General features: G+C 75.4%; 10 protein-coding genes. All 10 read left to right on the plus strand.

All coding sequences use genetic code 11. From position 1 onward, the window contains the following. Positions 1-9: 9 nt before the first annotated feature. The 10 genes from ACF089_RS21030 (at position 10) to ACF089_RS21075 (ending at position 14,941) form a co-directional block, all read left to right on the plus strand. Positions 10-348 carry a hypothetical protein gene (locus ACF089_RS21030; RefSeq protein WP_392028641.1) on the plus strand — a complete coding sequence of 113 codons (339 nt, stop codon included), beginning with the start codon at positions 10-12 and terminating at the stop codon, positions 346-348. Beyond that, a complete protein-coding gene (locus ACF089_RS21035) occupies positions 345-728 on the plus strand; it encodes a GPW/gp25 family protein (protein ID WP_392028643.1) in 384 nt (127 codons plus the stop codon). The genes ACF089_RS21030 and ACF089_RS21035 overlap by 4 nt, the downstream gene beginning before the upstream one ends. Beyond that, the gene (locus tag ACF089_RS21040) at positions 725-4,024 is read left to right on the plus strand and encodes a putative baseplate assembly protein (RefSeq protein ID WP_392028645.1); all 3,300 of its coding nucleotides are present in this window, start codon (positions 725-727) and stop codon (positions 4,022-4,024) included. Before ACF089_RS21035 ends, ACF089_RS21040 begins: the two co-directional genes overlap by 4 nt. Beyond that, the gene (locus ACF089_RS21045; RefSeq protein ID WP_392028647.1) at positions 4,021-7,746 is read left to right on the plus strand and encodes a putative baseplate assembly protein; all 3,726 of its coding nucleotides are present in this window, start codon (positions 4,021-4,023) and stop codon (positions 7,744-7,746) included. Before ACF089_RS21040 ends, ACF089_RS21045 begins: the two co-directional genes overlap by 4 nt. A 133-nt stretch (positions 7,747-7,879) precedes the next feature. Beyond that, a complete protein-coding gene (locus ACF089_RS21050; RefSeq protein WP_392028649.1) occupies positions 7,880-10,057 on the plus strand; it encodes a hypothetical protein in 2,178 nt (725 codons plus the stop codon). Positions 10,058-10,132: 75 nt separating this feature from the next. After that, positions 10,133-11,746 carry a DUF6519 domain-containing protein gene (locus tag ACF089_RS21055; RefSeq protein ID WP_392028651.1) on the plus strand — a complete coding sequence of 538 codons (1,614 nt, stop codon included), beginning with the start codon at positions 10,133-10,135 and terminating at the stop codon, positions 11,744-11,746. A 30-nt stretch (positions 11,747-11,776) separates the two neighbouring features. Next, the gene (locus ACF089_RS21060) at positions 11,777-12,682 is read left to right on the plus strand and encodes a peptidoglycan-binding protein (RefSeq protein WP_392028653.1); all 906 of its coding nucleotides are present in this window, start codon (positions 11,777-11,779) and stop codon (positions 12,680-12,682) included. Between the two features lie 91 nt (positions 12,683-12,773). After that, positions 12,774-13,280 carry an FBP domain-containing protein gene (locus tag ACF089_RS21065; protein WP_392028655.1) on the plus strand — a complete coding sequence of 169 codons (507 nt, stop codon included), beginning with the start codon at positions 12,774-12,776 and terminating at the stop codon, positions 13,278-13,280. Between the two features lie 130 nt (positions 13,281-13,410). Next, complete coding sequence (htpX, locus tag ACF089_RS21070; protein ID WP_392028657.1) at positions 13,411-14,325, plus strand: zinc metalloprotease HtpX; 915 nt, start codon at positions 13,411-13,413, stop codon at positions 14,323-14,325. Positions 14,326-14,335: 10 nt separating this feature from the next. Continuing rightward, positions 14,336-14,941, plus strand: a complete 606-nt coding sequence (locus tag ACF089_RS21075; RefSeq protein WP_392028659.1) for a hypothetical protein — start codon at positions 14,336-14,338, stop codon at positions 14,939-14,941. Positions 14,942-15,079: the final 138 nt, after the last annotated feature.

Below are 15,079 nucleotides of genomic sequence, written 5' to 3' on the forward strand. Positions count from 1 at the left end.
AGAGAATTCTTGTCCGGGAAAGTCATCCACGCGGGGACCCTGATCGGCTGCCCGCACGGCGGCCGCGTCGGCGTCGCGCCCGCGCCGTCGCCGGGCGTTCTGCTCGACGGCCGCCCCGTCGCGGGGTCCGCGCTCGTCCATCCCGTCACCGGCTGCCGTCATACCGTCGACGGGATTCCGAGGCCCTGTGTCGGGGTGCGCTGGTCCCCGGCGGCCGACGGGGTGCTGGTCGACGGTGCGCCGCTGCTGCTGGAGAGCACGCAAGGGATGTGTCACACGGCGGCGGGGACGCCGCAGGGGCCGCCGGTCGTGGTGGGCGCGGCGCACCGGGAGGTGGCCTGCGGATGAGGGCGAGGCCGGTACGCGACGACATCGCCTTCCCGTTCCGCGTCGACGCGCGCGGCCGGACGGCGCACGCGGACCATGACGCGCATGTCCGCGATCTGATCGAGCAGTTGCTGTTCACCGGCCCCGGCGAGCGCGTGGCGCGCCCCGACTTCGGCTGCGGGCTGCTCGATCTGGTCTTCACCCCGGCCGGCCCCGAGCTGGCGTCCGCGCTGGAGCTGTCGGTGCACGCGTCGCTCCAGCGCTGGCTCGGCGAGCTGATCGAGGTCGAGGACCTGGACGTGGTGAGCGGGGAGAACGCGGTGAGGGTCCGGCTGTGCTACACGGTGCGTGCCACCGGGAGCCGGCGCGACGAGGTGTTCGAGGGGAGTGTTCCGGTATGAGCGGCACCGATGGCGGCGGCGGTACGGAGGTGCTCTGCCGTACGGATGTGAGGCGGGCGGCGGTGCGCGGGGCGCGGCTCGGCGGGGTGGACGCGGTGGAGGCGGGCGACGACGGGCTGACGCTCACGGTCACCTTTCTCGGCAAGGCCCCGGAGGGGCTGGGGCCGCGCAATGTCCGTATCGACGGCGGCCGCCGGATCACGGGGATCGAGGCGGTCGAGGTCTCGGTGGAGCGGGAGGAGGATCCGGAGCTGGACGACCGGCTGCTGGTCACGGTCGACCGCACCGGGGACGCGTCGGTGCACCGGCTCTCCGTCGTGGACACCGATCCGTACGGGCGGCCGGGGACGGAGCCCTTTCCCGGTTTCGACCAGCGGTACTTCTCCGCCGAGTTCCTCTTCCGGCCGGACCGGCCCTCCCCCTTCGACTGCCGGGACGAGGGCTGCCGGGAGGAGGGGCCCGGGAGCGGCGAGCACGGGGACGGCGGCCACGGTGACGGCGGCCACGGGTGGGACGACCGGGGCTGGGACGACCGCGGGGACGACTGCCGGGGCGAGGGCCCCGGAGCGGCGGGGCGCCGTCCCCCGCCCGTCGTGGACTACACGGCACGCGACTACGACGCGCTGCGCGCCCTGATCCTGGACCGGCTGGCGCTGACCGCGCCGGGCTGGGTGGAGCGCAACCCGGCCGATCTGGGCATGACGCTGGTCGAGCTGCTCGCCCACACCGCCGACCGGATCTCCTATCAGCAGGACGCGGTGGCCACCGAGGCGTATCTCGACACCGCGCGCCGCCGGGTGTCGGTGCGCCGCCATGTGCGCCTGATCGACTATCCGATGCACGACGGCTGCAACGCGCGGGCGTTCGTCGCCGTCGAGACCGCCGGGCGTCTCACGCTGCCGCCCGGCTCGTTCCGCTTCGCGGCCGTCGACGCCCGTGCGCGGCGGCGGGAGGGCCCGGAGGCGGGCCCCGTCGTCGACGACGGGGAGCTGGCGGCGCTGGACGAGCACGGATCGGTGGAGGTGTTCGAACCGGTCGTCGCCGGGGAGCCGTTGGTGCTGCGCCCCGGGCACAACACGGTCCGTTTCTGGACCTGGGGGGAGGAGGTCTGCTCGCTGCCCCGGGGGGCCACCGCGGCGACGCTGCGGGACGAGTGGACGGACCGGGCGCGCGGGGCGCGGCTGCTGGAGCTGGGGCCGGGCGATCTGCTGGTGATCGAGGAGGTGCGGGGGCCGCGCTCGGGGACGCCGGGGGACGCCGATCCGGCGCGCCGGCAGGCCGTGCGTCTCACCTCGGTCACCCCGGCCGTGGACCGGCTGGCCGGCCAGCCGGTGCTGGAGGTCGCCTGGGCGCGGGAGGACGCGCTCGCGTTCTCCCTCTGCCTCGCGACGCGCGGCGGCCCGCGCTGCCGTCCCGTGGCGGATGTGAGTGTGGCGCGCGGCAATGTCGTCCTCGTCGACCACGGGCGGTCGCTGACGTTCGGCGGCGGCCCGCCGGAGACGGTGACCGTGCCGCCCGCGCCTGCCGTCCTCGGCTCCTGCGCCCCGTGCGGCGGCGGCTGCGGGTGCGGACCCGGGGAGGGCCCGGGGGGCAATGCCACGGCCGCGCTGCTCACCGCCCGGATCGACGGTACGGAGGGCGGGCGGGCGCTCACCGCCGACCAGGTGCGCGAACTGTTCGCCGTGGTCGGCCAGGAGGAGACGGGCCGGGCCGGGATCGGTCTGGAGCTGTCGGGCCCGCGGCGCGAGAAGGTCGTGCCGGGCGGCGCGTACGCGCAGGCCGAGGCGTTGCGCACGCTGCTGGCCCAGGTGGTGTATCCGGGGATCGTGCCGCGGCTGCGGCCGGTGCTGCGGCGTTCGCCGGTGGTCCAGTCGGTGCCGTTCCCGCTGCCGCGCCATGTCTCGGCCGGTCAGTCGCGGCTGCTGGCCGCGATCCCGGGGCGGATCCGGCTGCGTCTGGTGGAGCTGTGGCGCGGCGCCCGTGACGGCGACGGACTCGCGGAGCCGGAGATCGCCGAGCTGGCCGTGGTGTTCGGACTGCGGCTGCTGGAGCGGGTCGAGCTGCGGCGGGATCCGGTGCGGGCGCTGCGGGAGCTTCTGCACGGCGCCGAGCGGCTGTTGGCGGGGAAGCTGCGCCGGCTGGAGGTGCTGACGGCCCGGGCGGCGGCCGGCACGGTGCTGGACGGATCGGTGGCCCGGGAGATCGCGCGGAGCTGGGGGCCCCGATACGCGGCGGGGCTGCGTCCGGACGCGCCGGAGCTGCGCGGTCCGGCGTCGGACGTGCAGGATCCGCGGGCGGCGCTGCCCGCGGTGTCGGTCGCGCACGGCGGTGGGCGGTGGACGCCCCGGCGCGATCTGCTGGGCTCGGGTCCACGCGATCGGCATGTCGTCGGGGAGCTGGAGGACGACGGGCGGATCGCGCTGCGGTTCGGCGACGGCCGGTACGGGGCCCGGCCGGGGCCCGGGTCGCGGCTGGAGCTGCGCTATCGCGTCGGCGGCGGCGCGGCGGGCAATGTCGGCGCGGAGGCCATCCGCCATCTGCTGCTGCGCCGCCCGGCGGACGGTGCGGAGGCCGGGGAGGCGTGGCCCTCGGTCCGGGTGCGCAATCCGCTGCCGGCCGTCGGCGGCGCCGAGCCGGAGCCGCTGGGGCGGGTGCGCGGGGCGGCTCCGCTGGAGCCGCGGCGCACCCGGCTGCGGGCGGTGACGGCCGAGGACTACGCGGAGCTGGCGGGCGGCCTTCCGGGGGTGCGGCGCGCGGCGGCGGAGCTGCGGTGGACGGGCAGCGTGCGCGAGGCGCATGTGGCGGTCGACGCACGGGGCGGCGGCGACGCTTCCCCGGAGCTGCTCGACTCGGTGGCGTACGCGCTGGAGCGGTATCGCAGGATCGGCCACGAGCTGGTGGTCGGCCCGGCCCGGAGCGTGCCGCTGGACATCGCGCTGGCGGTGTGCGCGTCGCCGGGGCATCAGCACGGGCAGATCCTGGCGGAGCTGTACCGGCTGCTGGGCCGGGGGCGGCTGGCCGGCGGACGGCCGGCCTTCTTCCATCCGGACGCGCTCGATTTCGGGGAGCCCGTGCGGCTGAGCCGGCTGGTGGCCGTCGCGGCGTCCGTGCGGGGTGTGGAGAGCGTACGGGCGGTGCGGCTCGACCGGCTCTTCCCGGAGGGGCCGCCGGACGGGGCCGCGCTGCGGGAGGGCGTGCTGCGGGTCGGCCCGCTGGAGGTGGCGCGCTGCGACAACGACCCCGACCGGCCCGGACTGGGCCGGCTCACGATCGAGCTGGGGGGAGACACCCGGTGAACGTCTTCGACGACGGCTGCGGCTGCGGCGGCCACGACGAGCTGCGCGCTCCTCCGGCCCCGTACAACCCGCCGGGCCGTACGGGGCTGGAGTACCGGGTCGGCGACCACGGTTCGTTCCTGGCCGCGATGACCGACCGGCTGGCGTCGCCCGCGTATCCGGCGCTGCGCGGGCTGACCGTGCGGACCCCGGAGGATCCGGCGCAGGCTCTGGTGGACGCCTGGGCGGTGGTCGGGGATCTGCTGACCTTCCACTCCGAGCGGATCGCCGACGAGGGGTATCTGCGGACGGCGAAGGAGCACCGTTCGCTGGTGCTGCTGGGGCGGCTGGTGGGTCACCGGCCGAGGCCCGGCGTCGCGGCGGCCGCGCGTCTGGCGTACACCCTGGACCGCGATCCCCGGGCGACGGATTCGGAGGTGGTGATTCCGATCGGGGCGCGCGCGCTGAGCGTGCCCGCGTCCTCGGCGGAGGAGCCGCGGACCTTCGAGACCGGCGCGGAGCTGACGGCGCGCTGGGCGTGGAACGAACTGTCCGTGCGCCGCCGCCGTCCGGGGCTGCTGACCGCCGAGGATCTGCGGACGCGTTCCGGGATCGAGGTGCTGGGCACGGACGTTCCGCTGAGCGTCGGCGACCGGCTGCTGTTCGTCTTCGGCGAGGGACCGGGCGCGCCGGAGCGGCTGCTGCTGTCGGTGGCGCGGGTGCGGGAGGACCGGGACGAGGGGGTGACGGTGATCGGGCTGCCGAGGTCCGCGCCGCCGTCGCTGCGGGAGGCCGCCGCCGAGCTGCGGCTGTGGATCACCGAGGACGACCGGGAGACGGAGGACGGCGATCCCGCTCCCGGGAATCCGAATCCGCGTCCGGTCAGCCGGCTGATCGCGGACTTCGACGCCCAGGTGCTGGCGCCGCTGCGCGCGGACCTGGACGGGCTGGGGAGCGCGGCCGAGTTCGCCCGGCGGCTCGCGGGCCCGCTGGAACGGCTGGCGGAGGCTCGGGCGCTGGCCGCCGGGCACGAGGAGGTCGCGGAGTGGTTCGAGCGGCTCGCTGCCGTCGTCGGCGAACTGCGGGAGCGGGCGGCCTGGCTGGAGCCGTCCCGGCCCGCCGAGGAGGGCGACGGGGGCGGTCCGGCGGCGGCGCGGGCGCTGGCGGCCGTCCTGCCCGCGCTGCGCGCCCCGGCCCCGCCGCCGCCCGCCGCGACGGCGGGCGGCGTCTTAGAGTCGGGCCCGGAGCCGGCCGCGCAGCTGCTGTCCGCGCTCGATCCCGGGGCCGGTCCCGGGCTGTACGCGGCGTGGCGGCGGGCCGCGCCCGTCGTCGAGCCGCTGCTGCGCGAGCTTCAGGCGCTGCGGGTGACGGCCGCGCCGTTCGGCGCGACGGCTCCGCTGCGTCCGGTGCAGGACGAGCGGGGGCGGGTGGTCCGGCAGACGGACTGGCCGCTCGGCGGTTCCGCGCTGGTGGCGGCGCGGGTGGTGTTCGACACGGCGGGCCGGGTGCCGGTGCGGGCCGAGTTCCAGTACACGGAGCACGGTTCCTCGGTGCAGAGGTCGGAGCATCTGCCGGCCGGGACGGAGTTCGCGCTCGGTCCCGGGCGGGTGTCGCTCGGCGCGGGCACGGGCGCGGACTCGGGACCGGCCGGCGCGGTCGGGTCGCCGGAGGAGGGGGTGGTCGCGCGGTTCTCGCCCGGCCTGCCCGAGGCGACCGTGTTCGTGGCCCGGCCCGGCGGCGACGGGCGGGTGCGGGTGGAGGTGCGGGTCGGCGAGACCCGGTCCTTCGATCTCGCGCCCGGCGAGCGGCGGCAGGTCGGCCACGGCGGGCACGCGGTGACCGTGGCGTACACGGCCGCCGGGGAGCCGCCGAATGTGGAGGTCGGCGTCGCGACCGTGCCGGAGCGGGCCGACCGCCGGGTGCTGTCGCTGGACGCGGTGCACGAGGGGATCGCCGTCGGGAGCTGGGTGGCGGTCGAACGCCCCCGCAAGGGCGCGGAGGGCGGCATTCCGGGCGATGCGGCGCTGGCGCTGGTGACGACCAGGGTGACCGGGGTGCGGACGGCCGCGTACACCGATTTCGGCATCACGGGCCGGGGCACGGAGCTGACGCTGGCCGATCCCTGGCTGGACGGGCACGATGTGCTGCTCTCCACGATCCGGGACGCCGCCGTGCACGCGGGCGGCGAGGCGCTGCGCCTGGCGGACGAGCCGCTGGGCGAGGAGGTGCACGGGAACGAGATCGAGCTGGCCGCGCTGTACGACGGGCTGCGGCCGGGACGCGAACTGATCGTCTCGGGCGAGCGCACGGACGTCCCCGGGACGTCGGGGGTGCGCGGCGCGGAACTCGCGGTGATCGCCGCCGTGGAGCAGCGTCTCGATCCGCTGCTGCCGGGCGACCATGTCCACACCCGGCTCACGCTGACGGCCGATCTGGCGTACCGCTACCGCCGGGACTCGGTGCGGATCCGGGGCAATGTGGTGGCGGCGAGCCACGGCGAGAGCCGCGACGAGCCGATCGGCAGCGGGGACGCGAGCCGTCCCGGCCAGTCGTTCACGCTCTGGCAGTCGCCCCTGACCTGGCTGCCGGACGACGGCCCGCTGGGCGCGGCCCCGGCCCTGGAGGTGCGGGTCGAGGGGCTTCGGTGGCACGAGACGGACGATTTCACCGGCCGCGGTCCCGGGGAGCGGCTCTATGTCCGGGGCACGGACGCGGCCGGGCGGACGACGGTGACCTTCGGCGACGGGGTGAACGGCGCCCGGCTGCCCACCGGGCACGAGAACGTCCGGGCCCGCTATCGCTTCGGCACGGGAGGGGCCGCGAATGTGGCCGCCGACCGCATCACCCAGGCGGCCACCCGGCCGCTGGGCGTCACCGCCGTCACCAATCCGCTGCCCGCGACGGGCGGCGCGGACGCCGACGGGCCGGAGCTGACCCGGCGGACGATCCCGCTCGCGGTCTCGGCGCTGGACCGGCTGGTGTCCGTCGCGGACTACGAGGACTTCGCGCGCTCGCGGGCCGGGATCGGACGGGCCTCGGCGCGGGAGGTCTTCGACGGGCGGCGCACGGTGCTGCATGTGACGGTCGCCGGGGTGGACGACGCGCCGATCGGCGAGGGCTCCGAGGTGCTGCGGTCGCTGCGCGCCGCGCTGGCCCGGTACGGCGACGCCCGGCTGCCGGTGCGGGTCGAGGCCCGGGAGCTGGTGCGACTGCTGCTGGCCGCGCGGGTGAGGACGGCCCGCGACCACAGCTGGACGGTGGTCGGGCCGCGGCTGCGGCGGGCGCTGCTGGGACGGTTCGGCGCCGGGGAGCGGGAACTGGGCGTCCCGGCCCGGCTCTCCGAGGTGCTGGCGGTCGCCCACGAGGTGCCGGGCGTCGGCCATCTGGACGTCGACGTGTTCGAGGGCGTGACGCTCTCGGCGCTCTCGGCGCTCCCGGAGCGGCTCGCCGGCGCGCACTCGGCTCCCGCAGGGCCGGAGTCCGTCGTACGCGCCGGGCCGGCGCGGTACGAGGAACGGGTGCACCGCGTCACCGCCGGGGGCGGGGAGACGCTCACCGCGATCGCGGCCCGCTACGGCATCCCGCTGGACCGGCTGCTGCGGCTGAACCCGGACATCGCCGACACCAGGCCGCTGGAGCGGGGACGGGCGGTGTTCGTCTTCCGGGGGGTGCGGCCGGCCCGGCTGGCGCTGCTGTCGCCGGGGGCCGCCGAGGCGCTGGTGCTGTCGGAGATCACCGGATGAGCGGCCCCGGGCGAGAGGCCGCGGACGCGGCGCCGGGCGGACGCGGAGTGCTGTCGTACCGGACCCGGGGCGTCCGCCGGGGCCGGGAGTCCACCGTCCCGCCCGTGGAGGCGGCGGAGAGGAGGGTCCTGTCATGAGCAGGGAACCGGACGGGCTCGCGGAGCTGTTGCCCCGGTGGCACCGGCTGCGCGACGCGGACGCCGGGGGCGAGGAGCCGCTGCGCGCGCTGCTGGCGGTCCTCGCCGAACAGGCGGACCGGGTGCGGGACGGCGTCGAACAGGGCTATGAGGACTGGTTCGTGGAGACCGCGGCCCCCTGGGTGCTGCCGTACATCGGCGATCTGGTGGGCCACCGTCCGCTGCCGGGGTACGAGCGGGTGCTGACCCGGGGGCTCGGCGGCGGCGATCCGCGCGGTCTGCTCGCCGAGGCTCTCGCGCCGCGCCGCGACGTCGCCGCGACCGTGGCCCACCGGCGGCGCAAGGGGACTCTCGCGCTGCTGGAGGAGCTGGCGGACTCGGTCGCCGGATGGCCCGCGCGCGCGGTCGAGTTCTCCCGGCTGGTCGCGGTCCATCAGCCGGTCAGGCTGTACGGGACGGGCACGGCGGCCGTGACCGCGCGGCGGCTGGAGCGCGGCCGGCTCGCCGATGTGCGGGAGGGCGCGGAACTGGATCTGGCGGGCGGTCCCTTCGGCACGGTCGCGCGCTCGGCCGGGGTGCGGCGCACCGGCTCGGCCCGTGCCCAGGGCGCGCCCTCGCCCGCCGGGGTGGGGCTGTTCGTGTGGCGGCTGCGGCCGCACCGGATCACCCGGGCCCCCGCGTACTGCGTGGACCGGGCCCGCAGTCTGTACACCTTCTCCATCCTGGGCAACGACGGTCCGCTGGTGACCAGGCCGGTGCCCGAGCCGTCGACCTCGCACATCGCCGCGGTCGACAACGTCCCCGCGTACATCGGCCGCCGTCAGCTCGCCGACCGGCTCGCGGACCACTACGGCCCGGAGCGGTCGTTCGCGATCTGGCGGGACGGCAGGCCGGAGCCGGTGCCGGCGGAGGACGTCGTGGTGGCGGACCTCTCGCACTGGCGGTACCGGCCCCGGCGCGGGCAGGTGGCGGTCGATCCGGTGCTCGGGCGGATCGCGTTCGGGGCGCGCTCCGCGCCCCGGCAGGGGGTGTGGGTCACCTACCATCACGCGTTCTCGCACGACATGGGCGGCGGCGAGTATCCGCGCGACCGGGAGACCTCGCCCGCCGCGAAGGTCTACCGGGTCGGCCCGGACCGGGCGCATCGGCGGATCATGGACGCGTACGCGGCGTGGCGCTCGGACCGGGCGGCCTCGGGCACGGGACCGGACGGGATCATCGAGATCTCCGGCGGCGGGGCCTTCCAGGAGCAGCTGGACTTCGATCTGGAGCCGGGCGACCGGCTGGAGCTGAGGGCGGCGCAGGGCGCGCGGCCGGTGATCCGGCTGCTCGACTGGTACAGCAACCGGCCGGACGCGCTCAACATCCGCGCGCGGGAGTGCGACGGGGACGGCGCGGGCGGCGAGGACGCTCCCCGGTTCACCCTGGACGGTCTGCTGGTGACCGGGCGCGGGCTGCATGTCAGCGGCCCGATGGGGGCGGTGACGCTGCGGCACTGCACCCTCGTGCCGGGCTGGTCGCTGGAGCCGGAGTGCGATCCGCACTCCCCCGAGGAGCCGTCGCTGGTGCTGGACCGGACCACCGCCTGCGTGACCGTCGAGCACAGCGTGCTGGGCACGATCGAGGTGATCGGCGACGAGGTGGGCCGTGATCCGCTGGAGATCCGGCTGCGGGACAGCGTGCTGGACGCCACCGGGCGCGACCGGGCGGCGCTGTCGGCCCCCGACTGCCGCCACGCGCACGCCGTGCTGTCCGCGCACCGCGCCACGGTCCTCGGCGAGGTGCACGCCCACGCGGTGCGGATCGCCGAGAACAGCCTCTTCACCGGGCGGCTGCGGGTGGCCCGGCGCGGCATCGGCTGTGTGCGGTACTGCTGGGTGGCGCCGGGGTCGCGCACCCCGCGCCGCCACCGCTGCCTGCCGGATCCGGCGGCGGGCCCGCACGACCCGGTGGTACGGCCGCTGTTCACCAGCGAGCGGTACGGCACTCCGGGGTACGCGCAGCTGATCACCGGCGGCGGCGGGGGCGCGGATCCGGGCCGGGCCGCGGACGACGGCTCCGAACTGGGCGCGTTCCACGATCTGTACCAGCCGCAGCGGCTGGACAGTCTGCGCGCGCGGCTCGCCGAGTACGCCCCGGCCGGCTCCGACGCCGGAGTCGTCCTGGTCACCTGAGCCGCCCCAGGGCCCCTGATCCATCCGTCCGAGACCACCTCCCACCGAACGCGAACCTCAAGGGGGACCCCTTCCATGCACGCAGACATCTCCCGCGCCACCTTCCGGCCGGACCGGCACTACTCGGCGGTGATCGCCCAGCAGGGGCGGGTGCAGCTCGACGCCGACGCGAACGAACAGACGGCGATCGAGCTGGCGCGGGCCCGGACGCTGGCGGCCGATCTCATCGGGCAGCACGGCGGGCCGAGCGGGGCGACCGGCTTCGCGGTGGGCTTCGAGGGCCGCGGCCGGGAGCTGGACGATCTGTCCATCGGGGGCGGCCGGTACTACGTCGACGGCATCCTGCTGGACGCCACCCGGCCGGAGCCGGGCACGGCGGTGGCCGGCGGGGCGGCCGCGGGGGACGCGGGAGCCGGGCCCCTCCCGCCGGCGGCGACGGCGCCGGCGGGTCCGGCCGCCCCGGCGACCTGGACGTACTGGGACCAGCCCGACGGCCACCGGGACCCGGAGCGCCCCGGCGACCGGCTGCCGGGCCGGTTCCCGTATCTGGTCTTTCTGAAGGTGTGGGAGCGCTCGGTCACGGCGGTCGAGGATCCGCTGCTGCGGGAGGTGGCGCTGGGGTCGGCGGCACCGGACACGACGGCCCGGCTGAAGGTGGTCTGGCAGGTGCTGCCGCTGCCGGGCGACCGGCTGGGGCTGGAGGACGGCGCGGACAAGGACCGGATCCGGGCGGCGTTCGCCGACTGGGCGGCCCGGCAGGCCGCGACCGGGCGGCTGGCGGCCCGCAGCGAGCGCCCCGGCCACGCCGACGACGATCCGTGCCCGGTGGGTCCCGACTCGCGCTACCGGGGGCCGGAGAACCAGCTGTACCGGGTGGAGATCCACGAGGGCGGCGCGGCCGGGGAGGCGACGTACAAGTGGTCGCGGGAGAACGGTTCGGTGGCCCTCGCCGTCGACGGGCTCGACGGCGTCTGGGCGGAGCTGGCCTCGCCGGCCGGGGACGACCGGCTCGGTCTCCAGGTGGGCGACTGGGTCGAGTGGTCGGACACGGCCTCGGTGAGCCGGGGTGAGGCTCTGCCGCTGCTGCGGGTGGAGGAGGTCGATCTGCCCGGCCGGCGGGTGCGGCTCTCCGCCGAGCCGCACCCGTCGGTGGGGCGGCGGCCCGAACTCCGTCCGTTTCTGCGGCGCTGGGACCACCGTCCGGGCGCGCGGCCCGCGGGCGCGGGGGCGCGCGGCACGGTCCGGCTGCGGCGCGGCGCGCTCCCGGTGGAGGAGGGCGGCTGGCTGCCGCTGGAGGACGGCGTCCAGGTGTGGTTCGAGCCGGGCGGGAGCTATCGCCCGGGAGACTTCTGGACGGTCGCCGCGCGGACCGCGACGGGCGACGTCGAATGGCCCGTGGATCCGGCCCGCCGGCCGCTGCTGCGGTCGCCGCACGGGATCCGGGTGCACTACGCGCCGCTGGCGTGGGTACTGGGCGAGGGCTCGGTCGCCGATCTGCGGCTGGCGTTCGGGCCGTCGGCCCTCCCGCTGCCCGCCGCCGACGCCCGGGCGCTCGCTACGGAAGAGGCCGCTGAGGCGGAGACAAACGCCGCGGAGAACACGTTGGCCCCACAAGGCGACGCCCCGGCGGAAAGCGGTTCACAGACACCTGAGACGGGGCATAACGATCAAGGACAGTCCGACGGCTGACCGACGCAACCGGAAGAAGGAGCACGACGTATGGCGACACCACTGACCGCCGCGAGACTGGTGAAGATCCTCCGCGACGAGGGTCTGCGGGTGGTCGAGCACCGCAGCTGGCGCACGCACAACCGGAATCACAAGGGCCCCTGGGGTCCGGTGCACGGGGTGATGATCCATCACACCGTCACCTCCGGCACCGCGAACTCGGTGGAGCTGTGTTACAACGGCCACTCCAGCCTGCCGGGTCCGCTCTGCCACGGGGTCATAGCCAAGGACGGATCGGTCCATCTGGTCGGCCACGGCCGGGCCAATCACGCGGGTCTGGGCGACGGCGACGTACTGCGCGCGGTGATCGCCGAGGCGGCGCTGCCCGCCGACAATGACGCGGACACCGACGGCAATCGCTATTTCTACGGCTTCGAGTGCATCAACCTCGGCGACGGGAAGGACCCGTGGCCCGCCGTCCAGCTGGAGGCCATCGAGAAGGCGTCGGCGGCGCTCTGTCGTGAGCACGGCTGGTCCCAGCGCTCGGTGATCGCGCACAAGGAGTGGCAGCCCGGGAAGATCGACCCGCGCGGGTTCACGATGGAGTCGATGCGCGCCCGGATCAAGGAGCGCCTGGCCGCCGCGAAACCGGCTCCGGCCAAGCCCGCGAAACCGGCCAAACCGGCGAAGCCCGCGAAGCCGGCGGCGAAGTACGAGCCGTTCCCCGGCGCCGCGTTCTTCGCCTCGGGGCGGCGCAGCGCGATCATCACGGCGATGGGAAAACGGCTGGTGGCGGTGGGATGCGGTCGTTACGAAGTGGGCCCCGGTCCGTCGTGGAGCGAGGCCGACCGGAAGTCTTACGCCGCCTGGCAGCGCAAGCTCGGTTACACGGGCGCGGCCGCCGACGGAGTTCCGGGGAAGACGAGCTGGGACCGGCTGAAGGTGCCCAACGTCTGATCCGTCCGCATCCTTCGGCCGCCGCCCCGGCGCGGGGCGGCGGCCGGAAATCCGGATGCCGCCGCCGGTGGACCTGTGTACGGTCCACCGGATGGAACCGCTCACCGAGAAACAGATCCGCTCCTCCTTCGTGAACTGCTCGAAGGGAGAGGCGAAACGGCTCCGGCTGCCGCTGGACTTCGCCGAGCTGCCCTGGCCCGACCTGGACTTCGTCGGCTGGACCGATCCGGGAGCGCCCCTGCGCGCGCATCTGGTGGTCCCCCGGGAGACCGGCCCGGTCGGCATCACGCTGCGGGTGCCCGCGGCCCGGCGGACCAGCGCCGTCAAGTCCAGCCTCTGCGCCATCTGCCTGACCGGGCACGCCTCGTCCGGCGTCTCCCTGCTGGTGGCCCCGCTCGCGGGCGCGGGCGGCCGGGACGGGAACACCGTCGGCGTCTATCTCTGCTCCGATCTCGCCTGCTCGCTCTATCTGCGCGGCAAGCGGCAGCCTCATCTGCGGACCGGCCAGTACGAGGAGTCGCTGAGCCTGGAGGAGAGGATCGCCCGCGCCATGGGCCATCTCGACGCCTTCATCGCGAAGATCACCGCCGGGACCTGATCACCGCGCGCGCCGCCCCCGGGACCGGGAGTGACGTACCGCCCCCCGAATACCCCATATCCGCACACACGCGATGAAGGGGCACAATCGAGGGTGGGGGCAGTGCAACGCTCTGCCGGAAGGTGATCAGATGGCAGCCCGCCGGACCCGGTCCCGATACGCCCCGGACCAGGGGCTCACCACGCGCATGGTGACCACCATGTTCCTGATCGGACTCCTCTACGTGGTCTTCGTGGGGGTGCTGCTCGCGCTCATGCGCGGCGCGTGGCCCATCATCCTGGTGATCTCGGGCGGGCTGTTCATCGCCCAGTTCTGGTTCAGCGACAAGATCGCCGCGCGCGGTATGGGGGCCCGCGAGGTCACCCCCGAGCAGGCGCCCGAACTCCATGGGGCGGTGGACCGGATCTGCGCCCTCGCCGATATGCCCAAGCCCCGGGTGGCGATCGCGGACAGTGATGTGCCGAACGCGTTCGCCACCGGCCGGAGCCAGAAGACCGCCCTGGTGTGCGCCACCACGGGGCTGCTGCGACGGCTGGAGCCGGAGGAGCTGGAGGGCGTCCTCGCCCATGAGCTGTCGCATGTGGCCCACCGCGATGTGGCCGTGATGACCATCGCCTCCTTCCTGGGCGTCCTCGCCGGGCTGATCACCCGCTTCTCGCTGTACGGCGGGCTCAGCCGGGCCGGGCGCGACAGCGGGACGGCGATCGCCGTGGCGCTGATCCCGCTGATCAGCGCGGTGGTGTACGCGATCAGCTTTCTGCTGACCCGGCTGCTGTCGCGCTATCGCGAGCTGTCCGCCGACCGGGCGGCGGCGCTGCTGACCGGCCGGCCCTCCGCGCTGGCGTCGGCGCTGACCAAGGTGACCGGCGAGATGGCGCGGATCCCGACGCGCGATCTGCGCCAGGCGGAGCCGTACAACGCGTTCTGGTTCGCGCCCGCGTTCTCCTCACGGGAGAGCCTCGCCCGGGTGCTGTCCTCCCACCCGACGCTGGAACAGCGTCTGGACCAGCTGGGCCGGATATCGGCCCGGCTGTCCCGTCCGTGACGGGGCCGGCATGGGACTCCTCGATGTCATCCTCGGCCGCAGCAAGCCGGTGCGGCCCGATCTCGACCGGCTCTTCGGGCTGCCCGGCGCGGCGATCACCCTGGAGGCCGGGGCGGACCTCCTTCCCACCGGGGCCGGGTCGGTCTGTTTCGCCAGTGTCGAGGGCGGCGCCTTCGGCCGGCTCCGTACGGAGGTGCGGGAGCTGCTGGACACCGCCGCCGAACCCGGCTCCGGGCAGGGCGGCGTCCCGGTCTCCTTCAGCCAGGACGGCTACGGCTACACCTGGCTGCTCGCCCGCCGGCCGGCCGCCGACACGGTCTCGCTGGTCAATGATCTGCACGCGGTGAACACCCTGCTGGAGGAGGCGGGCTTCGGCCCGCAGCTGCTGTGCTCCCTGATCGGTTTCCGGGCGGCAGCGGGCGATCGGGCGCTGGCGCTGGTCTATCTCTACAAGCGCGGCACCTTCTATCCCTTCGCCCCGCTGCCCGGGGCGGCGGAGCGGAGGGACAACGCGCTGGAGATCCAGCTCAAGGCGCTGCTGGCGGACGATCTGCCGATGGAGGCCGATCTGTCGCGCTGGTTCCCGGTGTGGGGCGCGCCGGGGCTGACGGACTGAGCGGAACACCGGACGGCCGGGGCGGCGGAAACGCCTCTGTAGCAGAACCGGATCCATCGTGCGGGGCAAAGGGAATCACATGGCGCGTTCCCAGAGGAAGCAATCAATTCCGGCCAACGATGGATGAGTTGTCGAAGG

This window comes from Streptomyces sp. NPDC014894 (assembly GCF_043080985.1).
GTDB lineage: Bacteria > Actinomycetota > Actinomycetes > Streptomycetales > Streptomycetaceae > Streptomyces.